General features: G+C 34.0%; 31 protein-coding genes and 1 pseudogene. 22 read left to right on the top strand and 10 right to left on the bottom strand.

All coding sequences use genetic code 11. The annotated features are described in order from the left end of the window. Positions 1-9 precede the first annotated feature (9 nt). From flhA to V7S50_RS03660, 8 genes are all read left to right on the top strand, one after another. Complete coding sequence (gene flhA / locus V7S50_RS03695) at positions 10-2,076, top strand: flagellar biosynthesis protein FlhA (protein ID WP_242251292.1); 2,067 nt, start codon at positions 10-12, stop codon at positions 2,074-2,076. 14 nt (positions 2,077-2,090) lie between these two features. Beyond that, positions 2,091-3,401 (top strand): flagellar biosynthesis protein FlhF, encoded by a 1,311-nt coding sequence (gene flhF, locus V7S50_RS03690; protein WP_242251293.1) that lies wholly within the window; start codon positions 2,091-2,093, stop codon positions 3,399-3,401. Between the two features lie 42 nt (positions 3,402-3,443). Next, on the top strand, positions 3,444-4,217 hold the full coding sequence (locus tag V7S50_RS03685) for a flagellar basal-body rod protein FlgG (RefSeq protein ID WP_098265038.1): 774 nt from the start codon (positions 3,444-3,446) through the stop codon (positions 4,215-4,217). A 117-nt stretch (positions 4,218-4,334) separates the two neighbouring features. Next, positions 4,335-5,045, top strand: a complete 711-nt coding sequence (locus V7S50_RS03680) for an alanyl-tRNA editing protein (RefSeq protein ID WP_242251294.1) — start codon at positions 4,335-4,337, stop codon at positions 5,043-5,045. Between the two features lie 17 nt (positions 5,046-5,062). Then, positions 5,063-5,899, top strand: a complete 837-nt coding sequence (locus V7S50_RS03675; RefSeq protein WP_098198743.1) for a TrmB family transcriptional regulator — start codon at positions 5,063-5,065, stop codon at positions 5,897-5,899. Continuing rightward, positions 5,892-6,617, top strand: coding sequence for an AzlC family ABC transporter permease (locus V7S50_RS03670; RefSeq protein WP_242251295.1), 726 nt, complete (start codon positions 5,892-5,894; stop codon positions 6,615-6,617). Before V7S50_RS03675 ends, V7S50_RS03670 begins: the two co-directional genes overlap by 8 nt. Next, positions 6,608-6,919: an AzlD domain-containing protein gene (locus V7S50_RS03665; RefSeq protein ID WP_063224061.1), complete on the top strand. Its 312-nt coding sequence runs from the start codon at positions 6,608-6,610 to the stop codon at positions 6,917-6,919. The genes V7S50_RS03670 and V7S50_RS03665 overlap by 10 nt, the downstream gene beginning before the upstream one ends. A 62-nt stretch (positions 6,920-6,981) precedes the next feature. After that, positions 6,982-7,152, top strand: a complete 171-nt coding sequence (locus V7S50_RS03660) for a DUF3951 domain-containing protein (protein ID WP_063224060.1) — start codon at positions 6,982-6,984, stop codon at positions 7,150-7,152. 191 nt (positions 7,153-7,343) lie between these two features. Here the strand turns inward: V7S50_RS03660 and V7S50_RS03655 are convergent, their stop codons facing one another. From V7S50_RS03655 to V7S50_RS03625, 7 genes and pseudogenes are all read right to left on the bottom strand, one after another. Further along, on the bottom strand, positions 7,344-7,931 hold the full coding sequence (locus tag V7S50_RS03655; RefSeq protein ID WP_063224059.1) for a VanZ family protein: 588 nt from the start codon (positions 7,929-7,931) through the stop codon (positions 7,344-7,346). Between the two features lie 73 nt (positions 7,932-8,004). After that, entirely contained in the window at positions 8,005-8,415 is a 411-nt protein-coding gene (locus tag V7S50_RS03650; protein WP_242251296.1) for a hypothetical protein, read from the bottom strand. A 394-nt stretch (positions 8,416-8,809) separates the two neighbouring features. Further along, positions 8,810-9,168: pseudogene (locus V7S50_RS03645) on the bottom strand (hypothetical protein). Between the two features lie 11 nt (positions 9,169-9,179). After that, entirely contained in the window at positions 9,180-9,773 is a 594-nt protein-coding gene (locus tag V7S50_RS03640; protein ID WP_242251297.1) for a dienelactone hydrolase family protein, read from the bottom strand. A gap of 2 nt (positions 9,774-9,775) precedes the next feature. Then, a complete protein-coding gene (locus V7S50_RS03635; protein WP_242251298.1) occupies positions 9,776-10,111 on the bottom strand; it encodes an antibiotic biosynthesis monooxygenase family protein in 336 nt (111 codons plus the stop codon). A 185-nt stretch (positions 10,112-10,296) separates the two neighbouring features. Further along, complete coding sequence (locus V7S50_RS03630) at positions 10,297-10,476, bottom strand: H-type small acid-soluble spore protein (RefSeq protein ID WP_001025736.1); 180 nt, start codon at positions 10,474-10,476, stop codon at positions 10,297-10,299. 66 nt (positions 10,477-10,542) lie between these two features. Next, positions 10,543-11,754: a helix-turn-helix domain-containing protein gene (locus V7S50_RS03625; protein WP_242251299.1), complete on the bottom strand. Its 1,212-nt coding sequence runs from the start codon at positions 11,752-11,754 to the stop codon at positions 10,543-10,545. 119 nt (positions 11,755-11,873) lie between these two features. Here V7S50_RS03625 and V7S50_RS03620 point away from each other — a divergent pair, with 119 nt between their 5' ends. Next, positions 11,874-13,142, top strand: coding sequence for an MFS transporter (locus V7S50_RS03620; protein WP_242251300.1), 1,269 nt, complete (start codon positions 11,874-11,876; stop codon positions 13,140-13,142). Between the two features lie 126 nt (positions 13,143-13,268). Continuing rightward, positions 13,269-13,793, top strand: coding sequence for a hypothetical protein (locus tag V7S50_RS03615; RefSeq protein WP_242251301.1), 525 nt, complete (start codon positions 13,269-13,271; stop codon positions 13,791-13,793). Between the two features lie 40 nt (positions 13,794-13,833). On the opposite strand, the gene V7S50_RS03610 is transcribed toward V7S50_RS03615, so the two are convergent. Continuing rightward, positions 13,834-14,727 carry a LysR family transcriptional regulator gene (locus V7S50_RS03610; protein WP_242251302.1) on the bottom strand — a complete coding sequence of 298 codons (894 nt, stop codon included), beginning with the start codon at positions 14,725-14,727 and terminating at the stop codon, positions 13,834-13,836. Between the two features lie 162 nt (positions 14,728-14,889). Here V7S50_RS03610 and V7S50_RS03605 point away from each other — a divergent pair, with 162 nt between their 5' ends. From V7S50_RS03605 to V7S50_RS03585, 5 genes are read left to right on the top strand one after another with little or no spacing between them, the layout of a single operon-like run. Beyond that, complete coding sequence (locus V7S50_RS03605; protein WP_242251303.1) at positions 14,890-15,882, top strand: ABC transporter ATP-binding protein; 993 nt, start codon at positions 14,890-14,892, stop codon at positions 15,880-15,882. Continuing rightward, a complete protein-coding gene (locus V7S50_RS03600; RefSeq protein WP_000714691.1) occupies positions 15,860-16,885 on the top strand; it encodes an ABC transporter substrate-binding protein in 1,026 nt (341 codons plus the stop codon). The genes V7S50_RS03605 and V7S50_RS03600 overlap by 23 nt, the downstream gene beginning before the upstream one ends. A 12-nt stretch (positions 16,886-16,897) precedes the next feature. Beyond that, the gene (locus V7S50_RS03595; protein ID WP_242251304.1) at positions 16,898-18,568 is read left to right on the top strand and encodes an ABC transporter permease; all 1,671 of its coding nucleotides are present in this window, start codon (positions 16,898-16,900) and stop codon (positions 18,566-18,568) included. Continuing rightward, positions 18,565-19,827, top strand: a complete 1,263-nt coding sequence (locus tag V7S50_RS03590; protein WP_242251911.1) for an MBL fold metallo-hydrolase — start codon at positions 18,565-18,567, stop codon at positions 19,825-19,827. Before V7S50_RS03595 ends, V7S50_RS03590 begins: the two co-directional genes overlap by 4 nt. A gap of 20 nt (positions 19,828-19,847) precedes the next feature. After that, positions 19,848-20,681: a hypothetical protein gene (locus tag V7S50_RS03585; RefSeq protein ID WP_242251307.1), complete on the top strand. Its 834-nt coding sequence runs from the start codon at positions 19,848-19,850 to the stop codon at positions 20,679-20,681. 52 nt (positions 20,682-20,733) lie between these two features. On the opposite strand, the gene V7S50_RS03580 is transcribed toward V7S50_RS03585, so the two are convergent. Beyond that, positions 20,734-21,156, bottom strand: coding sequence for a YfmQ family protein (locus V7S50_RS03580; protein ID WP_242251310.1), 423 nt, complete (start codon positions 21,154-21,156; stop codon positions 20,734-20,736). 41 nt (positions 21,157-21,197) lie between these two features. On the opposite strand from V7S50_RS03580, the gene V7S50_RS03575 reads away from it, so the two are divergent. The 7 genes from V7S50_RS03575 (at position 21,198) to V7S50_RS03545 (ending at position 25,417) form a co-directional block, all read left to right on the top strand. Further along, positions 21,198-21,314 (top strand): hypothetical protein, encoded by a 117-nt coding sequence (locus V7S50_RS03575; protein ID WP_002011946.1) that lies wholly within the window; start codon positions 21,198-21,200, stop codon positions 21,312-21,314. Positions 21,315-21,379: 65 nt separating this feature from the next. Next, a complete protein-coding gene (locus V7S50_RS03570) occupies positions 21,380-21,541 on the top strand; it encodes a hypothetical protein (RefSeq protein WP_000108701.1) in 162 nt (53 codons plus the stop codon). Positions 21,542-21,702: 161 nt separating this feature from the next. Continuing rightward, positions 21,703-22,338: a cupin domain-containing protein gene (locus tag V7S50_RS03565; RefSeq protein WP_063224044.1), complete on the top strand. Its 636-nt coding sequence runs from the start codon at positions 21,703-21,705 to the stop codon at positions 22,336-22,338. A 100-nt stretch (positions 22,339-22,438) separates the two neighbouring features. Next, positions 22,439-23,530: a serine hydrolase gene (locus V7S50_RS03560; RefSeq protein WP_242251312.1), complete on the top strand. Its 1,092-nt coding sequence runs from the start codon at positions 22,439-22,441 to the stop codon at positions 23,528-23,530. A gap of 50 nt (positions 23,531-23,580) precedes the next feature. Continuing rightward, positions 23,581-24,222, top strand: coding sequence for a DUF3885 domain-containing protein (locus V7S50_RS03555; RefSeq protein ID WP_242251314.1), 642 nt, complete (start codon positions 23,581-23,583; stop codon positions 24,220-24,222). A gap of 158 nt (positions 24,223-24,380) precedes the next feature. After that, positions 24,381-24,956: a histidine phosphatase family protein gene (locus tag V7S50_RS03550; RefSeq protein WP_242251317.1), complete on the top strand. Its 576-nt coding sequence runs from the start codon at positions 24,381-24,383 to the stop codon at positions 24,954-24,956. Between the two features lie 89 nt (positions 24,957-25,045). After that, entirely contained in the window at positions 25,046-25,417 is a 372-nt protein-coding gene (locus V7S50_RS03545; RefSeq protein ID WP_000461767.1) for a hypothetical protein, read from the top strand. Between the two features lie 18 nt (positions 25,418-25,435). Here the strand turns inward: V7S50_RS03545 and V7S50_RS03540 are convergent, their stop codons facing one another. Beyond that, on the bottom strand, positions 25,436-26,272 hold the full coding sequence (locus V7S50_RS03540) for an alpha/beta fold hydrolase (protein ID WP_242251912.1): 837 nt from the start codon (positions 26,270-26,272) through the stop codon (positions 25,436-25,438). Positions 26,273-26,291: the final 19 nt, after the last annotated feature.

Below are 26,291 nucleotides of genomic sequence, written 5' to 3'. Positions count from 1 at the left end.
GAGATCTCTTTGTTTAAGATAGATTCTGCAAGAACCTATTTTTCTATCTTTTTAGCAGCGTCATTCGTAGTGGCGCTCTTAATTCCACTTCCACCATTTATACTTGATATCATTATCGTTTTTCTACTAAGCATGTCAGTGCTTATTTATATGCGAGCGACAAGTATTAATGAGTGGGATGAATTAAAGTCATTTCCGACGATGTTGTTATTAATCGGGATTTTCCGCGTATCGATTAACGTATCGACGACGCGAGCGATTTTGACAGATGGAAATGCTGGTCATGTTATTGAAGAGTTCGGCCAGTTCGTAATTGGCGGGAACTTATTAATTGGTATCGTTATTTTTACAGTATTAATTATATTCCAGTTTATCGTTGCAAACGGTGCATCTCGTACAGCTGAAGTTGCAGCTCGTTTTACACTTGATTCTTTACCAGGGAAACAAATGTCGATCGATGCGGATTTAAACCAGCGTATTATTACAGAAAAAGATGCACAGGCGAAACGAAAAAAATTAAATATGGAAACAGAGTTTTACGGAGCTATGGATGGTGCCGGGAAGTTCATTAAAGGGGACGTTATTTTCGGGATCGTTATTTTATTCGTAAACATTATTTTTGGTTTAATTGTCGGTATGATGCAACAGGGAATGAGCTTTGCAGAAGCAGCTATTCACTATACACAGTTAACTGTCGGTGACGGAATCGTAAACCAAATTGGTTCATTAATGCTTGCGATTTCAACAGGTATTATCGTAACGCGTGTATTTGACGGTTCACCGGATACAGTAACAGAAGGTATCTTTAAAGAGTTATTAGCGCATGAAGTTGTTGTATATGCACTTGGTGGTTTATTTATCGCAATGGGTATTTTTACTCCGCTACCGTTTCTACCATTCGCACTCGTTGGTGGAACAATTATCTTCTTAGGAATTCGTAATAAAAATCGAATAAAGAAAGAAAAAGAAGACGAGCTTCAAAAAGAAATAGAAATGATTCAAGGCGAAGATGAGCAACTGCAACAAGTGGAAGATTCATTTGGAGTATTTACAGATAAATATCCAATTATTGTAGAACTCGGCTTAGATTTAGCAGCACTTGTAAAGCAGAAAATTAACGGGGAAACAGCTCGTGATAAAGTTGTTCTTATGAGGAAGTCGATTATTACCGACCTTGGTATTAATGTTCCTGGAATTAACTTTAAAGATAATACGAGTTTTAGACCACGCGGACGTTACATTATTCGTATTAAAGGCGCGAAGGCAGCTGAAGGTGTTTTAAAATCAGGTTACTTATTAGCACTGAAAACCCCGAATGTAATGGCCGATTTAGATGCAGAACCAGCGAAAGATCCGATTTTTGGTGAAGATGGATATTGGATTTTAGAGCATATGGTACAAGATGCACAAATGAAAGGCTATCAAGTATTAGAGCCACTTAGCATATTAATTACGCATTTAGATGTTGTCGTTAGACGTAATCTTCATGAATTAATTCAGCGTCAACATGTAAAAGACTTAATTAACTCACTTGAAAATGATAACGGCGTTTTATTAGAAGAAATTAAGAAGAAAGAAATCGATTTATCACTCGTTCAAAATGTTATTAAACAACTGCTAAAAGAAGGTATTTCTATTCGTGATTTACCAACGATTATCGAAGGTATTATTGACGGAAAAGAAATTTATCAAAATCATGTTGACGGTGTAACGTCATTCGTCCGTGAATGTATTTCAAAAGTTATTTGTGAAAATGCGAAAAATCCTGACGGTAAAATATATGCGGCGCTCTTCTCAGATTCAATTGAGTTAGATGCAGACGTTGTGAACAATTCTTATCAAGGTTATTTATTAAACTGGGATTTAGATTTAGAAACGCGAGTCGTTGAGCAAGTACAGCGTGTCTTTAAACAAGCTCGTTTAATGGGAAGAGAACCAGTGCTATTAACGCGTAGAAAAGATTTCAGATTTGCTATAGTAAGACTTCTTGAGCGTTATCAAGTAGAAGCACAAGTGCTTTGTATTAGCGAATTAGCACCAGAAATTGTTGTAGATCAAATTGCCTATATTGAATAGTAGGGGGTGAAGTAATGGAAAGTACAGAAAAGAAAGAAGCGTTAATGCGAATAAAAGCAGCTTCGAAAAATGAATTGTATCGAAAGTTATTTGACCAATATGGTACAGATTATTATTACGTTGTCGATGAAAGTGTAAAACGAAATATCCCGTTTTTTTGGAAAAAGAATTATGAAATGTTAGTTGCTTTTCCAGAGGATAAACAGGAAGAAGTGAACGAGGGTACAGCTCAATTTCATGAACAATTAATGGATGTTGTGAATGATCCTTCAGAACAAATCATGAAGGCGAACGGAATTCAATCGGTACTGCACAATTTAGAAAACGTGACGACTCCTATGTCATATGCGGCGATGCAAACAGGAAATAGTGAAGAATGGGCAAGAAAGAAAGAGAAACTATTAAAGCTGTTTGAAAAAGGAATCGTCGTTGTGAAACAGACAGAAGAAACGAAAGTAACGAAAAAGCAAAAAGCTGTGAAAAAAGTCGTTCCCGTCAAGAAAGAAGAAGTGGTTGTAAAAAAAGAAAAACAAGAATCTGTACCGTTTATTATTCAAAAAGTAATTCGGATGCTAGAGCAAAACGATGTAGAACAATACTTCATTCATGCATATGCTGAAAAGTTAAAAGTGAAATTTGAGAATGCAACGATGATTACAGAGGAAGATGTGATCGGGTATATATTGGAAGATATGAGATCTCATTTCAATACGGAAAACGTATTTGAAAAAGAAGTGCAAACAATTGCTTTAATTGGACCAACTGGTGTTGGGAAAACGACGACACTTGCGAAAATGGCATGGCAATTTCACGGTAAGAAAAAAACGGTTGGTTTTATTACGACAGATCATTCGCGCATTGGAACAGTTCAGCAACTGCAAGATTACGTAAAGACAATTGGATTTGAAGTAATTGCGGTACGTGATGAAGCTGCAATGACAAGAGCGCTTACGTATTTTAAAGAAGAAGCGCGCGTCGATTATATTTTAATTGATACAGCTGGAAAAAATTATCGTGCGTCAGAAACAGTGGAAGAAATGATTGAAACGATGGGACAAGTAGAGCCAGATTATATTTGTTTAACGTTATCAGCTTCGATGAAAAGTAAAGATATGATTGAAATCATTACGAACTTTAAAGATATTCATATTGATGGTATCGTATTTACGAAATTTGATGAAACAGCAAGTAGTGGTGAATTATTGAAAATTCCAGCAGTATCATCAGCTCCCATTGTATTAATGACAGACGGACAAGACGTAAAGAAAAACATACATATCGCTACAGCGGAACATTTAGCAAAACAAATGTTACAAACATCATAGAAAAGAGGTGAAGGATAAGGCAACTGCCTTATTCAAACGAGTATGAACGGTCTTTATATAGGTTCTATGGGTATGATGAATTACATGCAGCGTATTAATGTTCATTCGAATAACGTTGCAAATGCTCAAACGACAGGATTTAAAGCAGAAAATATGACTTCTAAAGTATTTGATGTACAAGACACATATCGCCGCGGAGATGGTGCTGTGACAAATATCGGTTCGGTCGATTATGCTGTCGTACCAGCTGCGACGCATGTGAACTTAGTACAAGGAAATATACAAATGACAAATAGTGCTACAGATTTCCTTTTAGATGACGGAACTGCTGGCACAGCTTCGTTTTTCGTTACATCTAAAAATAATGAAACGTTTTTAACGAGAGACGGTAGTTTTACATTAAATAGTGATCGTTATTTACAAACAACTTCGGGTGCTTTCGTAATGGGTGAGAATAATGAACGTATTCGTATTCCAGAAGGAGCAAAGGTAGCTGTACAAGCAGACGGTACTTTATATGATGCAGTGACGCAAAATAATATTGCTCGCCTGCAAACAAAAACAGTAGGTGCAGAAGCGAATAATCGTCTTGTACAAAGAGAGAACAAAAGCTTTACTCTAGCAGAAGGGAACATTGCTGATTTACCGAACGGAGTAGGGACAGTAAAAAATTATATGCTAGAAAATTCAAATGTAGATATGACGAAAGAGATGGCTGATCTTATGACGGATCAAAAAATGATTTCAGCGTCACAACGCGTTATGACTTCATTTGATAAAATTTATGAAAAAGAAGCGAATGAAATATTGAGATAGGAGACTCCTAATAAAGGAGTCTTTTATTAATTTGAGATTTCAGAATTATCAATTGACTTTGCGGAGCTTCTTTTTTATATTAGTAGGTATAACTATAACTACTAAAGAGGTGAGAGTATGACAACGGCATTATATTTAGAAGATGCATACAAAACGAGTTGCGAAACAGAAGTGATAAAAGTAGAAGGGAATAAAGTATTTGTAAAAGAAACAGTTTTTTATCCAACTGGTGGGGGGCAGGAATGTGATACGGGTGTCATTGTACAAGATGGGTCTGTATTTAAAGTTGAAAAAGTAAAAAAGGAGCAGGGAGGAATAGTTCACTATATAAAAGATGGAGCACAAGTAAAATTAGGTCCTGTTAAATTAGAGATTAATTGGGAAAGACGTCATAATTTAATGGGCCATCATTCTTTACTGCATCTTATCGGAGCTGTCGTTTATGAAAAGTATGGAGCTCTATGCACTGGAAATCAAATTTATCCTGACAAAGCACGTATCGATTTTAATGAGTTACAAGAGTTATCGAGCGTGGAAGTAGAAGGAATTGTTAAGGAAGTGAATAAACTTATTGAACAAAATAAAGAAATTTCTACTCGTTATATGAGCCGCGAAGAAGCAGAAAATGCTGTAGGAATGATTAAAACAGCAATAAACCTCCTGCCAACTACTATCCAAGAAATACGCATTGTTACCATTGAAAATTTAGATGAACAAGCTTGTGGAGGCACACATGTGAAAAATACGAGTGAAATAGGAACACTTGTTATTGATAAAGTAAAAAGTAAAGGGAAACAAAATCGTCGTTTTGAAGTTAGAGCGATTTAGATTGTGAGGGGTTACCGATGGATGAAATTATAAAGGAATTACAAAAGCTGGGGTTTTCCCAGTACGAATGTAAAGCGTATATTGGACTACTAAAACATTCCCCAGTAACTGGGTATGAAGTGAGTAAACAAACAGGAGTACCTCGTTCTATGATTTACGAGGTACTCGGTAAGTTAATGGATAAAGGAGCGGTACATATTGTACCTTCTGAACCAGTTAAATATGTACCAGTACCAGCTACCGAATTAATGAATCGAATGCGAAAAGACTTTGAAAAGTCCTTTGAATTTTTAGATGAGAAATTAAATGGTTTAGAACAAGAGCGACAAATAGATGTAATTTCGCATATTCGCTCAAATGATCGTGTTTTGAAAGAAATATGCAATATAATTAATAGAGCGAAGGAAGAGTTATGGATTTCTGTATGGGAAGATCAAGTGCATGAAATTGAGCCATACATTCATCAAAAGGAAGAGGAAGGTGTACATATATTTTCAATCTTATTTGGCGCTCCCAAAACAAAAATAGGCGCGACGTTTCACCATAATTATATGACGCCTCACGTTGTTGAAAAGAGAATGGGTGGTCATTTAACTGTAATCGCGCGTGACGGGGAAGAAGTATTAATTGCGAATTTCTCAAATGATAGCACTTCATGGGCTGTTACAACGTATGACCCAGCACTAGTTCTCGTTGCTACCGAGTATGTTCGGCACGATATTATGGTTGAAGAAATCACGAAGGAATTTGGAGCTGATAAGTTAGATACGTTATGGCGTGAAAATATAGATTTAGTTCATGTCGTAACAGGAAAACGGACTTTGAAAGGAATGGAGGATGATAGAGATGAGTAAAGCTCAGGCACATGTAGCTTTGCAAAGCGATGATACATTTCAGCAAGGAGTAAAAGATTGTTTACCAACTGTATTTGGTTATTTAAGCATCGGTATAGCAGCTGGTGTAATTGCAAAAACAGCAGGTTTCTCCATCATTGAAATTGCGTTTATGTCCACTTTAATTTATGCAGGTTCTGCCCAATTTATATTAGCTGGTATGTATGCAGCTGGTGCTCCTGCTTCCGCAATTATTTTCACTGTATTTTTTGTTAACTTGCGCCACCTTCTTATGAGTGCTGCACTTGCGCCGTACTTTACAAAACTGCCTCTATTTAAAAACTTACTAATTGGTTCGCAAATTACAGATGAAACGTTCGGTGTTGCAGTGCAGCATGCAGCGCAAAAAGGATATTTAGGTGAAAGATGGATGATTGGACTTAATGTAACAGCATATTTAAATTGGATACTTGCTACTATTATCGGGGGGCTGTTTGGCGAGTGGATACCAGACCCGCATACGTACGGAATGGATTATGCATTACCAGCGATGTTTATCGGGTTATTTGTACTTCAGCTCATAAGTAGTAAACCGAAACTGGCAATTCATCTTACTGTTGCAATTGTAGCGATTATAATTGCGTACGTTTCAAACTTATTTATGCCAGATAGTATAGCGGTTATTATCGCAACATTACTAGCTGCGACGATTGGAGTGGTGATTGAAAAATGGAAATGAGATTAGACGTATTATTACTTTTATTAGCAGCCGGTGCTGTCACACTCGTGCCACGTATTTTACCTCTACTCGTATTTAGCAAACTTCAAATTCCAGACTGGGGTTTAAAATGGTTAAATTACATACCAATTGCGATACTAGCAGCACTTTTAGCACAAGTTTTATTTATGTATGAGACGATGCAGTGGGATTACCTTATCGCAGCAATTCCAACATTTCTTGTCGCAATATATACTCGCAGTCTATTAGGTACAGTATTAACTGGCGTGATTGTGATTATTTTGTTACGTTTCTTTTTCTAAAAAGGATTCAGCTCATATAATAGCGAAAAGTGTAATTACATGAAAGATATAGGGGTGGTGTTATGATACTTTTAACGATAGGAGCAATTTTGTTAACGTTGTTTATTTTCTTTATTATCGGTTTTATTACATTTATGATGTTTGTTGATAGGGCAACACCTCAAATTTATTATACACCTTGTGAATCAGTGACAGTGAAATCTAAAGGTAAACATAGAAGGAAGAAAAGTTGAAAGTTGACTTTTCTTCCTTCTTTACTATTTGGCTGGTTATTGCTTATGCTTTATATTTTATAATTCCATGTATGATGCAATATAAAAAGATAGAGAGATGTTCCAAAGATAGCTGAGTAACTATTTTTGGAACATCCATTTTTGTCCGCGGTGTATAAATACTTGTGTTTGTATTAATTTTAAAGACCAAATTATATAGACCGGTCGTTCGTTTCATAAATATACCTTAAAAAAGAATTCAATTTAATATCAAATTTGTGTATAAATGCTCTATACACAAGGGTAAAACCTTTTGATATACTGTATCCTAAAATGACACCCATACAATTAAATATTACATCGTTTATATCGACATATCGAAAAGTGAATCCGGCATAAAGTGCTGATAAAAGTTGTAAAGTTTCTAATAAGACTCCTAATACAATCCCTAATAAAACAACATGTTTGAAATTCGTCTTTTTTATATAAGGAAAACCAAAGCCAAAAGGAATTGTTAGTAGTATATTAAGTATTGATGTTGTTATAGCAAAATGTTCCGTGTTAAATGGTATAAAATTAGCATCTCTCCATACATTTTGTCCAATTTCTTTTTTCATATTTTCATCTATAATAATTGGGAATTGGGTATAATTAAATACCATACAAAGGTACAAATAAAATATTGAGAAAAATAGTAAGTGCATGTTTCTCTTTTTTAGGTGTAACTTAAAAAAGAGAAGTAAAAATAACAACATAATAAACGCTCCAATAAGAATAAAACCATCAAAGTCAATTAGCATGTGTAAAACCCTCATATTTTCATATTTAAACTATGATGTCTAATAATAGACATCATAGTTTAGTGGTAATATTTTAATTAGATATTTTCCCATTCCCTCGTATATTTTGTCCATCGTCATTTGTTTTCCAAATAAATAAGTAGTATTCATTTGAATTTGTATCAACATTATATGCACCAGAGAAAGATTTATTTATGCCGCCATTAACTGTTCCATAACTAGGATCCGAACCCCATGCAGATCTATACAGAGTATAATTTACATCGTAAGGTCCCGCAGCTCCTCCATCAGTAGAATATACATATGCACTCCCATTGATATATACACTACCTTTAGAAAGTGTGTGAAATTGTTTGTTTTTACTACCATCTACCACTCGATAGTCCATTTTAAAACTGTAACTACTAGATGCTGCTAATGTTGGTATAGCGAAACATGTCATTAAAGTTAAGGCAGTGATAATAGAAAAAATTTTTGTCTTCATATGTTTCTCCCTGTTAATTTATTGTTGAGAGGACTTCTCAATAAAGAGGATAATCTATTTAATTGAACACGTAAATAATAAAGTATAAAGATTAATAATTTTTTACATTGGTTTTACGATCATTAAGAAAATGCCATATAGTTTCAATTTATTTAAAAGAAGAGAGTTCAATTGTTAAAAAATAATTAGAGAATTGATTAAAACTGGTATGATTATACGACTTCAAAAATATATTGAGGAGAATGAAGCGGCCGGGCAGTTCTTTAGTACTATGGATTTAATAATCACATTAAGATTAAGGGGAAATTAAAAGACCCAAACTTGATATTATACCAAGTTCAGGTCAAAGCTGTTAATGAAAGAAAGTAATTAGGTCTTTACTCCCATTTTATAGTCACATCCCCGAAAGAACTAACAAAAACAGCCCAAATATAAAACTCATAAAGGAAAGAAAACCAATACATATGGAGAACACACGACTATTTCTCCATTCACGCCAGAAAGTTATAAAACCTAAAATACAAAGGGAAAACCAAATGGGCAAGAATATGAACTCGCTAACTTTCTCAGGGAGTAACGCATAAAAAGTTGATAAATATAAGATCCAATTTGTAAAAAATAAAATGTAAACGATAATAGATTGTAAGTAGGGACGTTTGGAAAACTCCCCTTTTTTACGGTTACAAAAATGATAGTTAGCGCTGAGAAAAAGGTAATGAATATGAAAATAAGTAAGAGTAATGTAAACGGCATTTAAATCTCCTTTATAAGATTGTTTTGACAAGAAATGAATCTATTAAATGGTATGCTTGTTTTGTAGAGTGCACGTTATATTTTTCAGTGTACGGATTTAGAAAACCATGTTCACCGTGTAGTTGTGTTATTTCTAATAAAGGATTCTTTTGTTGCTGCAATGTTTGGATTAAAGAGGATACTGAAAAACTCGATTCTTTTTCAGGGAATATAAGTAATGTAGCGCATGTAGGTTTTATGTGAACATAGTCGCGTATACGAGAACCGTAACATCCGATAATAAAATCTATTTTCGGATTGTTACTACATAGCCATGAGATGGTAGCTCCAACGCTAAAGCCGATAAGTCCAATATGTGTATAATTACTTGAAAGAGTATTGATGAATTCTTCAATTTTGTATTTCCCATCATCAAACCCAATATGATTTACAAAATGTTCATATGCTTTTTCTTCATCACTATAAAGAAATGCGTGTTGTGATTGTAGAAGGTTAGGACAGAATACATCTATATGAGATGAAGTGAAGTGGTGGGTAACGTGATGCATATGGTCGTTCATACCATATATTTCATGAACAACAACGAGAGCTAATTTTTTCTTCATCGTTACAATGTACCTCTATGAAACTTAAATTCTTTCTCAACAAGGCAGATGCGCAGGTGGAAGTTTTCGTACCATTGCTCACGGCCTCTTTTTTTCGCTTCTTTATGTAAGGCGTTCTGTTTCCAATTTTCAATTGCCTCAAGTGATTCCCAATAAGAAATTGTGATTCCAAGTCCTGAATGATCTCGCGCACTTTCTACACCTAGAAATCCAGGTTGCTGCTTTGCAAGTTCCTCCATTTTGTCGGCAACGTTACTATAATCTGTTGTATTATTTGATAAATTAGAAGTGAATATAACTGCATAATAAGACTTGTTTTTTTCTAAATTAGATGCCATTATTTTTCCCCCTTAATGTATAGTGTGAATGATTAATCCATAGTTTGTATTTTAGCAGGTCACAAAAAGAAAAGAAGTAGAAAATTCTTATTTTTTTAGCTCCTGTAAAATAGAAGATAGAAGAAATTTATAATAAGTAATCTAAAGGAAGAAAAATGCCACTTCAAAAGTCGAAGTGGCATTTTTTATATTTCCTCTAAGCTATTAACTGGAACAGTTAATTCGCGTTTTGGATTTGTTACTTCATATATGCGGGCGGTTTCGTTGCTTTCATCGACGTGTTGAATCATAACAGGCATGCCTTGAAAACTGACATTGGCTTCTTCAGATGACTCGGAAAGCTCTTTTGCGCGTTGTATATTCATTTATATTCCTCCCATCATTATTATCTTTGCAAAAAAGGAGGAATAATATACCATTTCGAGACATTTTTAAAGTTTTTGTATTATTTGTAATGTTTCTTTAATAAATGAAGAGAAGATGGAATCAGGATAGCCATCTATCGCTTGAACTGCTTTTTTTGCTTCTTTCAAGGCAGATTTTTTATCTTGAAGTTCTATATAGCAAAGAGCACGATAAGATCCAGCTGTTAATAACCACGATTGATCAAGTGGATGACTCATATAATCTGGTATGGTAGCGTGTTTTAATGTTTCCAAAGCCTCCTTATAATGTTTTAAGCCATACAAAGATTTTCCTTTTTCAAGATAATGCAGTCCATCGTCTTGAAAAATGGGGTCATCTTTTAGTTTTTCTCGGAATTGTTCTAGGTGTTCCAATGCGATTGTATATTCATTCGTAACGGTGTTATAGTAATAAGCTTTTAATATATCTATATTTGCAGCAGATAAAGTATCTTCTGTAAAAATGGCAAATTGCTCAGATTTTTTTATGTAATATAAATATCTTTCTTTATCAGTTGTAATGATTTTTTGATAAGATAAAATACGGTAAAATTCATCTGTTTTATAATACACTTGATGTTTTTTTGAAAATGCAAGTGCATCTAAAATGACTTTTTCACATTTTTCATAATTACCATATGCGAGTAAAATAATTGCTTCTTTTAAATATAATTGTATATGTGTAATAAGATCCATTTCTAAATTCTTCGTTTTATATTCATCGCGAATTCTGGTAATCAACTGTAAACATTCTTTATATTTTTTCCGTTTGTAGAGCATATAGTAAAACAGTAGTTTCGTTTCAGTACTTTCGCGATACAAAGTATATTTTTCAAATATAAAAACAGCTTTTTCAACGTAATATTCAATATTATAATCGTTCATAATAGCCGCTCCAGTTATGAACTGTTTATATAAACGTGCTGTATTTAAAGTAAGAGGTAGTTCTTTTTGAACGATAGGTAGTAAAGTCTCATATACTTCATCGCATTTATTTGCTTTTATTAATGGCTCCATTTTTTGAATGAGTGCTACAATTTCTACATCATCTTCTAATAAAAAACTCGTTTCACATTCAAGTTTTTCTGCAATATATTGTAATGTTTTCATAGAAGGTGTAGCTTTTCCATTTTCAATTTGACTAAGCATGCTTTTTGTCAATTCGGAACCTGCCAGTGCTGTTTGAGTAAGCTTTTTTTCTTTTCGCAATGCCTTAATTTTTTCTCCGAGAGTTGCCATATTGTAGCTCCTTTATAATTAAAAAAGTTAAATACAATTAAACTTTTTGTTGTAATAATTGGAAAGTTGATTATATAATAAGTTTAACACAATTTAACTTTTAAGGGGAGAGTATCATAATGGAAGATGTAAGTATAGGTCAAGCTGATTCAAGAATGAAGATTGCAACAAGAAATATCATTTTAATGATGATTGGAAAAATGACGTCTTTATTAGGAGCAGGTATTTATACGTTCGCAATGGGGTTATACGTACTAAAGACAACTGGTTCAGGAATGGGGTTTGCAATTACGCTCGTTTGCGGATCACTTCCAAGGATGATTTGTGGTCCGATTGCAGGTGCTGTAGCAGACCGTGTGAATCGAAAGTGGCTTGTCATTGGTACTGATTTATTAAGTAGTTTAACGATGCTTATTATGTTTATTCTTGCTACTATATTTGGACCATCACTTCTTTTTATTTATATTTCAGCAGCATTATTATCAATTTGTGCAAGTTTTTATTCTGTTGCATTAACGTCGTCTATTCCGAGTTTAGTAGATGAGGGGCGTATTCAAAAAGCGAGTGCTTTAAATCAAACGGCAGCTTCTTTATCAAATATTTTAGGGCCGATTATTGGTGGAGTTGTATTTGGTTTCTTTTCAATTCAGTCGTTCTTTTTGTTAAATAGCATTACATTCTTTTTAGCGGTTATTTTGCAATTATTTATTGTATTTGATTTATATAAAAAAGAAGTAGCTGAGAGTACAGCGCATTTCTTGACGAGTATAAAAGAAGGTTTTTTATATGTAAAACGACAGCATGAAATATATAGCTTAATGAAAATAGCATTGTGGGTAAACTTTTTTGCGTGTGGGCTAACCGTTGCACTTCCATACATTATCATACATACATTGCATTTATCTTCAAAGCAACTCGGTACTGTAGAGGGAATGTTAGCAGTTGGGATGCTAATGGGTGCGATTGCTTTATCAGTGCGTAAAGAAGTGAATAATCCGTTTCGTTCTATTTATACTGGACTGTTTTTATTTGCGAGTTTAAGTTTATGTACAGTCTTTCCGTTGTTAGTTATCATTCCAAAAGTAGCAAGTTTTATTTACTATATTGCTTTCATGATGTTAACTGGTATAGCAATTATGATTGTAAACATCCCGATGCAAGTACATATGCAAAAAACGACAGATCCGAGCTACCTAGGGCGTGTGTTTGGCCTACTTGAAACAATTGCTACTGCAATCGCACCGCTTGGTATGATTGTATATGGATTATTATTAGATATGTTGCCAACTAGCATTGTTATGATGACAATAGGCGGAGGTTTATTGTTAGTTGTATTAGTTGGAGTAAAGCAACATATGGCGAAAAAACAAGTAGATGTGTCGGCTTAAAAATAAGAAAATAATAAAAATTTGACGTATCATTATAAAAATGACCGAATTAGTATTTTAGTTTTTGAAACTCTTTTTCATGTATGTTACAGTATAGTGAGCAGGCAAAGAAAAGGAGACAACAGCATGAAAAAATTAAGTTTTGTTATGCTTTTTCTATTAGTCGTAATGGCTGGATGCAGCAATTATGACACATATATTGAAACAGGTATGCAATCATTGAAAGATGAAAAATATAGTGATGCAACAATGTGGTTTGAAAAAGCAGAAAAAGAGAAATCAGGAAATGAAGCGAAATCATATAAAGAAGTTGCAGAGAGAATGGATCACGGGGCAACAGCATTAAAAGACGGTAAGTATTTAGAAGCGAAAAATATTGCAAATGAAGTGTTACAAAAGAAAAAAGACGATGTACTTGAAAAAGCTGTAACATCAAATGCAGAGAATTTGCTTCAAAAAGCAAAAGATGTAGAAGAGAAAGTAAATGAAAGAGTAGCCAAACGTAGAAAAGTAGAAGAAGAAGGAATTGATAAACTCATTAAAGCTGTCGATAGCATAGATGACGTGAAAGAAAAAGAGAAAAAAGTTTCAGAAGCATTAGATAAGGCTGAAGAGGCGCAAGCAAAAATTGAAGCGAAGAAAAATAAATAGAGTTATAGTTTAAAAGGCTGTCGTGTATAACGACAGCCTTTTAATTTTTTGCTGTATAAGAAGTGATGCTGTGTAGTAAAAAAGAAATAATCTTAGAATTCCATCTGTCCTCATGATGAATCGTATAAATGTTACGCTGAAATTCAAATCCAGGGATGGGCATATAGCATAGTTCATTTCGTTGTACTTCCTGTTCAATAGCGAGTTTAGAAATAAAAGCGACGCCATTACCATATTTTAAAATTTGTTTCATCGTTTCTAGTGAATCTAATTCAATTTCACATTGGAATATAATGTTATGTGCTAACGTCCATTGTGTAAGTAAATCTCTCGTTGTAGATGGGTTACGATGCAATAGTATACGTTCTTTTTCAATATCTTGTAGTGATACATTTTCTTTTTTCGAAAAATGATGTTCTTTGGAGAAAGCAAGAACAAGTGTATCAGGCATTACATTTGCCTGTTTTAAAAGTAATTCATCAAACGGTGCTGCGGAAATTACACCGAGATCAATTTCATGATTTTGTAGCATCGTTCGAATCTCAGGAGCTGTTTTTACCATAAGTGTCATTTTTATATTTGGAAATTCGCGTTGAAATTGATGAACAATTTCTGGTAAAAGATAAGTCGCTGGTACATAACTAGCGCCAATTGTTATAGCGCCTTTATGAAAATCTTTAAACTCCTGCGTGACCCGTCTAGCTTCTTTCATGAGTGCATCTATTTTACAAGCATAATGATGTAATGCCTCACCAGCCTCTGTTAAGAAATACCTTCCCGAACGTAATTCGAATAAAGATACACCGAGTTCCTCTTCTAGGCTTTTTATATGGAATGTAATAGTAGGTTGTTTAACACCTAGTTTTTCTGCAACGATCGTAAGCTTTTTGTATTTCTTAATAAGCACTACAATTTCCAATTTTAAGAGATTCATTATGAATTGCCGCCTTTTTTATTTTAACTATAGAAAAAATCTATAGAAATAAATAGTTTATTAGAAGTTTTTTAATTTAATCTTTACAGTACATTAACATTCAGTATAAATCTTCCATATAGAATGAAAGCAGGTTAAGAGTGAGGGGAGAGAGGTGAAACGATGGACATTAAAATTATTGGATTAGAAAAGACATTTGGAAAAACACAGGCATTAAAACCGCTACAAATTGTTATGAAACAAGGTGAATTCACCACACTTTTAGGACCTTCGGGATGCGGGAAAACGACTTTACTTAGAATGATTGCAGGACTTGAAGAGCCAGATAAAGGTGAAATATATTTCGGAGATACGTGCATGTATTCTAGTGCAAAAAAAATAAAAACATCTCCTCATGAACGTAATATCGGTATGGTATTTCAAGATTTTGCTTTATGGCCACACATGACTGTATTTGAAAATGTCGCATTTGGTTTAAGGGCTACAAAGCAAACGAATCAATTACGGGAAAAAGTAGAAGATGCGATAAAGCGAGTTCGCCTGCAAGGAATGGAGAAAAGATATCCGCATGAACTCTCTGGCGGACAGCAGCAACGTGTCGCATTTGCTAGAGCGATTGTAACAAAGCCACATTTTATTTTGTTTGATGAACCGCTCAGTGCACTCGATGCAATTTTACGAGAAGAAATGAGAGTAGAGCTTATGGATATCGTTCATTCGATCGGTTTAACGGCATTGTATGTAACGCACGATCAAACAGAAGCTATGTCAATGTCAGACCAAATTATTGTTATGAAACAAGGAGAAGTATTACAAAAAGGAACACCAGAAGATATTTATGTGAAGCCATCTGATGAATTTGTTGCAAAATTTGTTGGTAAGGCAAATTGGCTTGTAGAGGGTAAACAAATGGTTCGTCCAGAGCATGTGAGCTGGACGAAAAATGAAGTGTGTGAAATGTATACAGGTGAAATTCAGCACGTTACATATGTAGGAGAACGTTATGAAGTGAAAGTAGACATGGGGACACTCGGTGTATGGACAGCTTATCACACTAGTAAGCTAAGCATCGGGAAACCAGTATCGTTATATGTACCGGAAAAATGTATTCATCATATAGGGGGAGAATCGTATGAAGAAATTCAGTTCGCTTAAGTCTTTATTTGTATGTACTTTACTGTTTTCTGCAGTAGTAACAGGGTGTAGCTCAAAGACAGGTAATGCAGATGCAAAAAGTAAAACTACTAATGAAAAGAAAATTGTTGTATATAGTGCAGGGCCAAAAGGATTAGCAGAAAAAATTCAAAAGGACTTTGAAAAGAAAACGGGTATAAAAGTGGAAATGTTTCAAGGGACAACTGGAAAAATTTTAGCGAGAATGGAAGCTGAAAAGAAAAAACCAGTCGTTGACGTAGTGGTACTTGCTTCTTTACCAGCGATGGAAGGATTAAAGAAAGATGGTCAAACGTTAGCTTATAAAGAAGCGAAACAAGCTGATAAACTTCGTTCTGAATGGTCGGATGATAAAGGACATTATTTTGGATATAGTGCTTCAGCATTAGGAATTGTGTACAATACAAAAAATGTGAAGACAGCACCTGAAGATTGGAGCGATATAACAAAAGGAGAATGGAAAGGGAAGGTGAATCTTCCAGATCCAGCACTTTCAGGTTCGGCTTTAGACTTTGTAACAGGATACGTGAAAAAGAATGGAAAAGATGGATGGAACTTATTTGAACAACTTAAGAAAAATGAAGTTACAGTAGCGGGGGCAAACCAAGAAGCATTAGATCCAGTTGTAACAGGTGCAAAAGATATGGTCATTGCGGGTGTTGATTATATGACGTACAGTGCAAAAGCAAAGGGTGAACCAGTTGATATCGTATATCCAAAAAGCGGAACAGTCATTAGTCCACGCGCAGCAGGTATTATGAAGGATAGTAAAAATGTAGAAGGTGCAAAAGAGTTTATTGATTATTTATTATCAGATGATGTGCAAAAACAAATTTCTAAAGCATATTTATTGCCTGGTAGAACAGATATAAAAGCTGAAAATAGACCAAATGTGGAAGAGATTCCAGTATTAAATATTGATTGGAAAACAGTTGAGAAGGAACAAGATGAAATAGGAAAACAATTTAAGAAAGTATTTCAATAAGATGGTGATTACATGGTAAATCGATTCGTATCAGTAAGACAAGTTGGAATGACGGTAGCGTTGTTACTTGTGGCGATGTTAATCGTCATTCCGCTTTTTCTCATTTTACTTTCTAGTGTATATGAAAATAGTAGTTGGGATTTTTTAAAGCCTTTTGAAGTGATGCAGAGTGGTGGATTAGCTGGGATTTTTCTAAACTCGATGCTTCTCGGTGTACTTGTAGTAATAGGAGCTACTGTATTTGCATTTCCATTGGCTTTCATTATGAGCAAAACAGATGTCGGAAAGTATAGCAAGCTAGATATTGTTTTTATGATTCCATTTATGACTCCGCCGTATATTGGATCGATGGGCTGGATTTTGTTCATGCAACCGAACGGCTATTTCGAACAGTTTTTTCCGATGCTAAAGACGATATCATCCTCATTTTTTAGTTTAGGAGGTATGGTTTTAATTATGAGTCTGCATTTATTCCCATTTCTTTATTTCATGTTGAAAAACACGTTACTTCAAATTGGGAGTAGTAAAGAAGAAGCAGCAGCAGTTCATGGCGGAAGCTTCTTCTATCGTTTAAGAAAAATAATATTGCCGTTATTAGTATCAAGTTATGTAATGGGTGCTTTACTCATTTTCGTAAAGACGATTGCTGAATTTGGAACGCCGGCTACATTCGGGCGGAGAATAGGGTTCCATGTGCTAACATCAGAAATTCATAAATTTATTTCGAGTTGGCCGATTGATTTTAGTAGTGCAACAGCATTGTCTTCTTTATTACTTAGCGCGTGTATGCTCATTTGGTATATGCAAAATGTATTAAATCGAAAATATTCATATGCAATGGTTAGTGGGAAAGGTGTGAAATCTAAAAGGTATACTTTGTCCATCGTTACACGTGTTGTAGCATGGATTTATGTAATTGGTTTATTAATCGTATCAATTGGAATCCCATACTTTTCTATATTGATTGCTTCTTTGTCAAAATTAAGAGGCGGCGGTTTACATGTAAATAACTTTACAACGAGTCATTATGAAGCATTGTTTACAATGGGATCCCCAGGATTAGAAGCTTTATGGAACAGTTTTCTTTTTTCACTTATAACAGCAATTATTGCTGTTATGATTGGAGTGTTTTTGGCACTTATGATCCGAAGGGGGAAAAAGTCCTCTGAAAAATGGCTTGATATGTGCGGTATGTTACCGAATATGGTACCAGGAATTGTGATGGTTGTAGGTCTTATATTATTTTGGAACTCACCCTATATGCCTCTGTCCATTTACAATACACCAGTTATGGTTATCGTAACGTATGTTGTTCTTTTTTTACCTTATACGGTGCAGTATGTAAAAGCATCGCTCGGACAAATTGATGATTCTCTTGTACAGGCAGGAAGTATTTTTTCTGGAAATTATATTTATATTTTTAGAAAAATAATATTACCACTTATTATCCCAGGCATTCTTGCTGGATGGGCGATGACATTTACGATATCGATACGAGAGTTAGTAGCATCGCTTCTCGTACTACCTCCATCAGTAGAAACGTCAGCAACATTTATTTTTGCTCAATTTGAACAAGGGGAAGTATCTATAGGAATGGCGATGGCTGTCGTTTCTGTTGGACTTACAACAACGTGCTTATTACTTCTGCAACATATGGAGCGAAAACGAAAAGGGGTAGCATGATGAGGATGGAAGTATGGGGAGGAGCGGGAGAATACGGTCGTTCCTGCTATTTTGTGAAAAATAAAGAGACGAAAATATTATTTGATTGTGGTATTAATCGATCATATGAGGATAGTTATCCAAAAATAGAGAGGGAAGTTGTGCCGTTTTTAGATGCAGTATTTTTATCACATATTCATGAAGATCATACGATGGGTTTACCTTTATTAGCGAAGTATGGATATAAGAAAAAAATTTGGACGACTCGTTATACGAAGGTGCAACTTCCAACTTATTATGAAAAATGGAGAAACTACAATCTGACGCGAGGATGGAATGTACCTTATAGTGATCAAAACATAAAGGATTTAAATTATGTATATATTGATGAGATTAGTAATCCAAATGAATGGATACAAATTACTCCTACATTGCGGTTTCAATGGGGGTATAGTGGGCATGTATTAGGGGCTGTTTGGTTCTTAGTGGATATGAGTCATACATATGTATTTTATTCTGGCGATTATTCAGCAGAGTCTAACATATTACGAGCTAATTTACCTGAGAAGTTGCATGTCGATATAAAAGTTGCAATCGTAGATGCCGCGTATCACACTGATGATGTTTCGCAACATGAACGAGTAGACGAACTATGTGCAGAAATTGAACGAGTTGCTCAAAAGAAGGGAATAGCATTATTACCATTGCCACCGCTTGGGAGGGCGCAAGATATCGTATTGTATTTATATGAAAAATATAAAGAACTTCCCATTATAGTAGATCAAGAAATTTTGGCTGGATTCGAAGAGATGATCGTATATAAAGATTGGATTAAAAATAATGAAGAACTTGAAGAGCTAATGGAGAGTTTAAAAAGAAACGTAATAGTTATGGATGATGACATCGGTACGCAACATAGTTATGGAATAGTTGTAATGAGTGATGCGAATATGCAAACGGAACGAGCTCAATTATATTATGAACAAATTCAGTATGAAGAACGAAATTCCATTATCTTTACTGGACATATTGCTAAAGGGAGTTTTGCAGAAAAAGTTTTGAAAGAACGTGTAGGCAAAGAATGTAGGGTGAAGCGAGTTCCATATAAAGTTCATCAAAGTATAAGAGATGTGAAAGAGATGTTAAATACATTATTACCGGAACATACGGTGTTAGTACATGCTTTGAAAGAGGATACGGATCGATTACAAAAAAAACTTAGCGTAGCTGGGTATGAAAATATATATTCACTTACTATGGAACGTATAGAAGTCATTTAAAATGTAAGGGAGATAGGTATATGAAAAAGGTATTTGTATTCGTAAGCATTTTCTTTTGTTGTTTCCTTTATAACGTTAAGGAAGGGTTTGCTGCTAGTCCAATGGAACCTAGTTTTGAAGTGAAATTATTAGTAAAACCAGAACAAGTACTAGGTCCTAACAAAGAGATGAAGCAAGAAGTACTAGAATATTTCCAGGCGGTTACAAATTATGAAAGGATACAAGTGCAATTTTTAGATACGGCAAATAAAAATTTAAGTAATGAAGGTTGGTTTGCGAGAATTCGAAAGAAAGAATTTAGTAAAGATTTTGAGCTAACATATAAAAAAAGATATCCGATTCAAAATGGTGTAATTCAAGATGCACTAGAAGTAGCTAAAGAAGATGGATTTGATAGTAAAACGGATAATTATGAGGCAGAAATAGACTGGGGATTTGAGAAGAAAACGTTAAGTATTTCAAATAAGAAAAGTTATAGTGCTAAAGGATATGGAGTACTTGATTTACCAAACGAACAAGCTGCTCAAAACATGTTAATAGAGAAGTTACCAGGGAAAATGAACAAATGGTTGTATACGAATTGGGGAGAAGAGATGTTAAGGAATTCTCGTATTTATGGTCCTGTATTAATGAAAAGGTATACAGGTGAATTTCAAAATAGTAAAGCGAATATTGAAGTTTGGCCACTAAGTAATACAGGGAAAATAGAAGATGATTTCGTAATAGAAGTGTCGTTTAAAACAAATGAGGAAAGTATTGCGAAAGAACAAAGAGAATTATTAATGAAGAGTTTAGAACAAAAAGGATGGCTGTTACCGAAAGATAGTTTGAAGACAGAGCTTATTTTTCAGTGAATAGTAAAAAGGAATCCATATGTCATGGGTTCCTTTTTCAAATATATGAGTATTAAGCTAAATCAGCTGACACGAACATATCACTATTTTGAAGATTTTTAGAGCGTAAACTATAAGCAACTACTTTCTTTTTATGTTGCTTAACAACATCAACATGCTCTTCATGACTATAAATATAAAATGTAAAATCTTTTTTGCCACGTTTTGCATGAATAATTAAAGGAGTACCTTCATTGTGTGGCGGTGCATAATAGCGATCTAAAAATAAACCTTCGTTAAAATCATGAATAATTTTGGATTTCTTTTCACCTTCTACGTTATTTCCATGGAATGTAACAGTCACATTCTCTTCTTCGAGTTGTGGATGTGTTTCGTACTTGCTAATAATGGATTCAATAACAGTGTTAGGAAGGCTAGAAACAATAATTTTAAATGCCCCAAATACAACTAACATTACAATAAACCAAGTCGTCATACTATATCATCCCCTTTTTCCTATTAAATAATATAACTCATATGGTAATAGTACATATGGTGAAGTTTTGTATAATTTGTGAAAAATATGCTATTTTCACGAACGAAATATTAGAAAAATCAATTTTGTTACAAAAAGTTGAAATCGAAGTATTTTAAAAGAAAAAGGTTTATAATAAAAATATAACTAATAACCACATTACTAATTACAAGGAAGTGTAACTATGAGTACTGTAGCAATCGTGTATGGTATTATTCTTTCCACAATTATCGTTTTATTTTTCGTTGGGGTTTCACGTTATATTCATAAATGGAAAGAAGGCGTTGCGAAATTAAATCACATTGAAGAAGAACTTAGTGATTTAATGTTACATCATGGTAAGTAAAAAGTTTATTTTTAGCTAATTAATGTGAAGAATATCACAAAACATGCTCTCCTTATGAAGGCATGTTTTTTTGTTATATCAATGCTTAGGCACATTCATACATTTTTTCCATACGATACAGTGTGAAACTCGAAATGTTCGGAGTGGAAAAGAGGGATAAAATGAGTAGTTCAGGTTATGTTCCAGATAATAAAAATTTAAAGAAAAGTTCAGGAACTCCAAATCTTTTCTTTGATTCAAGAAAAAATATCTTTTTTAAAAGGGATGAGAAAAACGTTGCATATGAAGTTACGTCAACGCAGTTACCAGCGATGATAGGAGGAGCGTTTGTTGATTTGTTTATGACAAAAGGGCATATGCGAGAACCGCATTGGCATCCGAATGCGTGGGAATTGGATGTTGTTGTATCAGGAGAAGCAATTACATCTATCTTAAATCCCGAAACGAATCAATTGCAAAATTATCATGTAAAAGCGGGGCAAACTGTATTTATTCCAATGGGATGGTGGCATTGGATCACAGCGGTAACAGAAGAAGTACAATTACATTTGTTCTTCAATAATGATCAGTTTGAAACAGCAGAAGGGTCAGACATACTTAGATTAACACCACCAGAAGTATTTCAAGCTGCATACGGTGTAAGTGCAGAAAAATTAGGGAAGGAACTTTCGCCAATTAAGGAGTCAGTTGTAATTGGTCCTCCTAATTCAAATCGACTAAAAAGTGTTAAAGAAAGTGACGACTCAAATATAGTCGTTACGTTAAATGGACAAATAACATCATGTGAAATAGAGTAACTCTTTCTTTTTTAGGAAGAGTTACTCTATTTTGTATAAATTTGTAATTTAATTCGTTATAATGATTATATAGAAGCGGATTTATTAGAGGGGGCATATTGTGAACATATTAAAGATTATAGGAATTGTTGCAGGAGTGATTATAGTAGCCGTTATAGCTTTCTTTGTCATTATGAAGTACTATTTTTCAAAAGAAGATCCTGGTTATGTATTAAAGTACATAAAAGAACATAAAGATGATGAAACATGCTCATTATTTATTAAAAGAAATGGAGAAGTATTAACTTCTATAAATACAAATAAAAAATTACCATTAGCGAGTACGGCGAAAATCGTCATAGCAGTTGAATTTGCTAAGCAAGTGTCAGAAGGAAAAATAAGTCGAGATGAACAAATTTCATTGCACGAGTTAGAAAAATATTACGTTAAAAACACTGATGGTGGAGCGCATCCTGACTGGTTAGAAGATGCTAAAGCGAGAGAATTAGTGAAAAATGGACAGATCGCTTTAGAAGAAGTCGCTAAAGGGATGATTCATTATAGTTCTAATGCAAATACAACATATTTGTTAGATAAGCTTGGAATAGAAAGAGTAAATGAAAGTATAAAAGAGTTAGAGCTTACTAGTCATGACAAGTTCTCTTCGTATACTGCTTCATTATATATGAGAGGGTATGTAGAAAAAGAGCTTCATGAGCCAGAAAATCAATCGTTAGAAATGATACGTAACATATCAAAGGATGAGTATAATAAACATGTATTACAAATTCATGAATGGATGAAAGACGAAGAAGAATGGAAAAAACGGGATATCCCATTAAAGGTAGATATGGAATTTCAGCGAATTTGGTCAGATCGATTAGTGGGTGCAAACGCTAAAGATTATATGAGTATAATGGAAAAAATAAATAGTAGAAAGTATTTTCCAAAATCAATGCAAGAAGAAATCGAGAACATTTTCAAAGGAACAGTTAAAAATAGTAAGTTCGAATATGCTGGTCAAAAAGGTGGTTCTACCGCATTCGTATTGACAAAAAGCTTGTATACTACAGATAAGAAAGGGAATAAAGTAGAAGTTGTCATTATGTTTAACGATATAGAAGATCAAGTTGCATATCAAAAGCTGAGAAATAATGTAGATTATTTTATTCGAGACATTATAACAAGTGAGGAATTCAAAAATAAATTATAATAGAATAATTTTATTATGTAAACAAGATGCTATTAAAGGTAGGTGTTGAGATGAGGTTGAATGAGTATATGCTTGAAACGTTTCCAAATTTAGAACTTAGACCACCTCTATTTTATAATGGGGATATTGGTATTCGCTTTAGACTAGGTGTGAATTATGATTGCAATAACATTTATGAAAACTGCCCATATTTAGAAGGCGTTTATAATAGAGCGATTACTTTATTTCAGTCTTTACATGCAACAGAAGATGATATTTATATCGTAGTGGATGTAAATGACTATGCAGACGGTGAAACTTTCAAACACAAATTGAATATCTTTTCTAAGTATGTCAAAGAGAAGTCCGATTTGTTTAAGTTACAGAAAAATACAATCCCTTATATTTTTCCAGAAGACGATGAAGACGGGGTATATAAAACGCATAGATATACTTTGAAATGTAAAGTTTCAGACTTGAAATACATTCCTATGCTAAAAGCAATTTGTAATCAAGATATGGGAATAAAACCGAGTATTTTTCATAGGGTGTATTTTATAAATGTTAACAAGAATACTATATTTCACGTTTATGATGATAGAGGTTGTGATGTATTAGCTACCTCCCCCAATACAATTAGGGATATTTATCATACATATAATGATTGGATATTAGAATACGATAGAAATAAAATCGATAAAGTATTTAATTGAATGTAGTCTATTTTAATTGAGGAAAATACCATATGAGGTGTTTCCCTTTTATTAATATGAAAATCAACATTTAAATTTGACAGCACTTATTATAAAGGTAAAGGGATTTGATGGTAATGTATTGAATTTGGATAGAAATAAAAAAGGGGGATGAATAAATGACGACAATATATTTCGTTCGCCATGCCCATTCTATATATACAAAAGAAGAACGGGAACGGCCTTTATCTGAAAAAGGGCATTGTGATGCAGAGAATGTAACGCGCTTATTAAAAGATAAACATATAGATGTTGTGATCTCTAGCCCGTACAAAAGAGCAATTCAAACTGTACAAGGAATTGCGAATACATATAATATATCGATACAAATAGAAGAAGATTTACGAGAAAGGTTATTAAGTTCAGAGCCAGTAGCAGATTTTAATGATGCTATTGAGAATGTGTGGGAAGATTGGAGTTTTGCATACGAAGGCGGAGAATCAAATGATGTAGCACAAAGACGGGCTGTAATATGTATGCAAAGTATATTAAAAAAATATAAAGGTAAGAATATTGTAATAGGTACGCATGGGAATATTATGGTATTACTTATGAATTATTTTGATTCGCAATATGATTTTCAGTTTCGGAAAACCATTCATATGCCTGATGTGTATAAATTAGTTTTTGATAATAATCGTTTCAGTTCTGCTGAAAGATTAGAGTCTACAGATTATCAGATAAATAATTTGTAAAAGTTTATCAAAAAAAGAGGAAAGAGAGATGTTATTGTAGAAGTATGACTTTGTAACATAAAAAATATATGTTAAAGGAGGCTGTTTACATGTTTGAGAAAGAGAAAGAAGGGCTTATTGAAGTTCACAACGTATATGAAATTGCACCAGCAGATGGAACAATTATTGGTATGGCAACGGAAGAAGAAATGGAAATTGCTGCTGAACTAGAGCTGCAGTACTATGCCCATTCTCGTTTGTTAGAAGCAAATATTCAGTTAGACGGTTCCTCCTACAAAGAGTTACTTCAGGAGTTCCAGGAGTACGAAAGAAAATCAATGAGCTTTTGGCGAGCAATACATAAGCGTTTAGCTGTGCCATGGGCATGGGTATTACGTATTGATGTTGCGAATGGCCCTATATATGTAAGTAATGGGAATTCGTATTACGAAGAAATCGATGATGAAGAAGATTATGAATAGATAAGTAAGGAAGCAGCTTTAGTTGCTTCCTTTTTTTATTTTTAGGGAGTGAACGGCTTCAATGATAATATCTGGTCGATTATTTTCTATTCCGTGACCAGCGTGTTCAGCAAGTATATATTGGCTATTCATCGAGAGTTTTAATTGTTCGTGAATTAGCTCTTGCCACGTTGATTCAAGTTGTGTGGCTTCTTCTTGCGGCATGCCGCCCTCGATCAACTGAGTAATAGAATATTGAGGATCTCTACCGATAACGATTAATGGTATGTCTAATGTTTTATATAGCTCTTTTAGTGAAAGAGCACAGTTTTTCCACTCCGATAGTTCAGAAGCTGTCGCTTTATATAATGAAGGAGAGGTAGAAAATTCAATTTGCTGTCTTGATTGATCGGCTAGCATTGGTTTTAGTTCATTATAAAGCATGTCTACATCCATTTGGGAGTATGTATTATATTTTTGCAGCCACATATCATCAGAATCAGTCTGATCAGAAATTGGTAAATGAAGTTCATCTAATCGGTGTAAGTTCATAGAAGTAGAATCAACTAAAATAAGTGCTTGCAACTTATCTTCATGTAACATCGCAAAATGTTGTGCACATAAGCCTCCATAGGAATGACCAATGAGAATGATAGGCTCGTGAATAGCTAATTTCTGTAGTAACATATGTAGCTCTTTTGTCACTTGTCTTGTAGTACGCGAATAATTCCCTAATTGACTTCTTCCGTAACCTGGGCGATGGTATGAAACGACTGTAAAATGTTGTGAAAGCTTTTCTATAATAGGAAGCCAATCATAAAACGAGCAACTCATTCCGGTTTGAATGACTACAGTTTGTTTACTACTTCCTTTTATATTTACTTCTATATTTTTT

Origin of the sequence: Bacillus sp. CCNWLW194, from assembly GCF_037120585.1 — a bacterium.
Classification (GTDB): Bacteria; Bacillota; Bacilli; order Bacillales; family Bacillaceae_G; genus Bacillus_A; species Bacillus_A basilensis.
This window is presented reverse-complemented; position numbering and strand designations above follow the sequence as displayed.

What these genes read in the sequence shown, in the direction of transcription:
- flhF (WP_242251293.1), top strand. Translation starts at nt 2,091, where the DNA reads ATGGAAAGTACAGAAAAGAAAGAAGCGTTAATGCGAATAAAAGCAGCT.
- V7S50_RS03685 (WP_098265038.1), top strand. Translation starts at nt 3,444, where the DNA reads ATGAACGGTCTTTATATAGGTTCTATGGGTATGATGAATTACATGCAG.
- V7S50_RS03680 (WP_242251294.1), top strand. Translation starts at nt 4,335, where the DNA reads ATGACAACGGCATTATATTTAGAAGATGCATACAAAACGAGTTGCGAA.
- V7S50_RS03675 (WP_098198743.1), top strand. Translation starts at nt 5,063, where the DNA reads ATGGATGAAATTATAAAGGAATTACAAAAGCTGGGGTTTTCCCAGTAC.
- V7S50_RS03670 (WP_242251295.1), top strand. Translation starts at nt 5,892, where the DNA reads ATGAGTAAAGCTCAGGCACATGTAGCTTTGCAAAGCGATGATACATTT.
- V7S50_RS03665 (WP_063224061.1), top strand. Translation starts at nt 6,608, where the DNA reads ATGGAAATGAGATTAGACGTATTATTACTTTTATTAGCAGCCGGTGCT.
- V7S50_RS03660 (WP_063224060.1), top strand. Translation starts at nt 6,982, where the DNA reads ATGATACTTTTAACGATAGGAGCAATTTTGTTAACGTTGTTTATTTTC.
- V7S50_RS03655 (WP_063224059.1), bottom strand. Translation starts at nt 7,931, where the DNA reads ATGCTAATTGACTTTGATGGTTTTATTCTTATTGGAGCGTTTATTATG.
- V7S50_RS03650 (WP_242251296.1), bottom strand. Translation starts at nt 8,415, where the DNA reads ATGAAGACAAAAATTTTTTCTATTATCACTGCCTTAACTTTAATGACA.
- V7S50_RS03640 (WP_242251297.1), bottom strand. Translation starts at nt 9,773, where the DNA reads ATGAAGAAAAAATTAGCTCTCGTTGTTGTTCATGAAATATATGGTATG.
- V7S50_RS03635 (WP_242251298.1), bottom strand. Translation starts at nt 10,111, where the DNA reads ATGGCATCTAATTTAGAAAAAAACAAGTCTTATTATGCAGTTATATTC.
- V7S50_RS03630 (WP_001025736.1), bottom strand. Translation starts at nt 10,476, where the DNA reads ATGAATATACAACGCGCAAAAGAGCTTTCCGAGTCATCTGAAGAAGCC.
- V7S50_RS03625 (WP_242251299.1), bottom strand. Translation starts at nt 11,754, where the DNA reads ATGGCAACTCTCGGAGAAAAAATTAAGGCATTGCGAAAAGAAAAAAAG.
- V7S50_RS03620 (WP_242251300.1), top strand. Translation starts at nt 11,874, where the DNA reads ATGGAAGATGTAAGTATAGGTCAAGCTGATTCAAGAATGAAGATTGCA.
- V7S50_RS03615 (WP_242251301.1), top strand. Translation starts at nt 13,269, where the DNA reads ATGAAAAAATTAAGTTTTGTTATGCTTTTTCTATTAGTCGTAATGGCT.
- V7S50_RS03610 (WP_242251302.1), bottom strand. Translation starts at nt 14,727, where the DNA reads ATGAATCTCTTAAAATTGGAAATTGTAGTGCTTATTAAGAAATACAAA.
- V7S50_RS03605 (WP_242251303.1), top strand. Translation starts at nt 14,890, where the DNA reads ATGGACATTAAAATTATTGGATTAGAAAAGACATTTGGAAAAACACAG.
- V7S50_RS03600 (WP_000714691.1), top strand. Translation starts at nt 15,860, where the DNA reads ATGAAGAAATTCAGTTCGCTTAAGTCTTTATTTGTATGTACTTTACTG.
- V7S50_RS03595 (WP_242251304.1), top strand. Translation starts at nt 16,898, where the DNA reads ATGGTAAATCGATTCGTATCAGTAAGACAAGTTGGAATGACGGTAGCG.
- V7S50_RS03590 (WP_242251911.1), top strand. Translation starts at nt 18,565, where the DNA reads ATGATGAGGATGGAAGTATGGGGAGGAGCGGGAGAATACGGTCGTTCC.
- V7S50_RS03585 (WP_242251307.1), top strand. Translation starts at nt 19,848, where the DNA reads ATGAAAAAGGTATTTGTATTCGTAAGCATTTTCTTTTGTTGTTTCCTT.
- V7S50_RS03580 (WP_242251310.1), bottom strand. Translation starts at nt 21,156, where the DNA reads ATGACGACTTGGTTTATTGTAATGTTAGTTGTATTTGGGGCATTTAAA.
- V7S50_RS03575 (WP_002011946.1), top strand. Translation starts at nt 21,198, where the DNA reads ATGGTAATAGTACATATGGTGAAGTTTTGTATAATTTGTGAAAAATAT.
- V7S50_RS03570 (WP_000108701.1), top strand. Translation starts at nt 21,380, where the DNA reads ATGAGTACTGTAGCAATCGTGTATGGTATTATTCTTTCCACAATTATC.
- V7S50_RS03565 (WP_063224044.1), top strand. Translation starts at nt 21,703, where the DNA reads ATGAGTAGTTCAGGTTATGTTCCAGATAATAAAAATTTAAAGAAAAGT.
- V7S50_RS03555 (WP_242251314.1), top strand. Translation starts at nt 23,581, where the DNA reads ATGAGGTTGAATGAGTATATGCTTGAAACGTTTCCAAATTTAGAACTT.
- V7S50_RS03550 (WP_242251317.1), top strand. Translation starts at nt 24,381, where the DNA reads ATGACGACAATATATTTCGTTCGCCATGCCCATTCTATATATACAAAA.
- V7S50_RS03545 (WP_000461767.1), top strand. Translation starts at nt 25,046, where the DNA reads ATGTTTGAGAAAGAGAAAGAAGGGCTTATTGAAGTTCACAACGTATAT.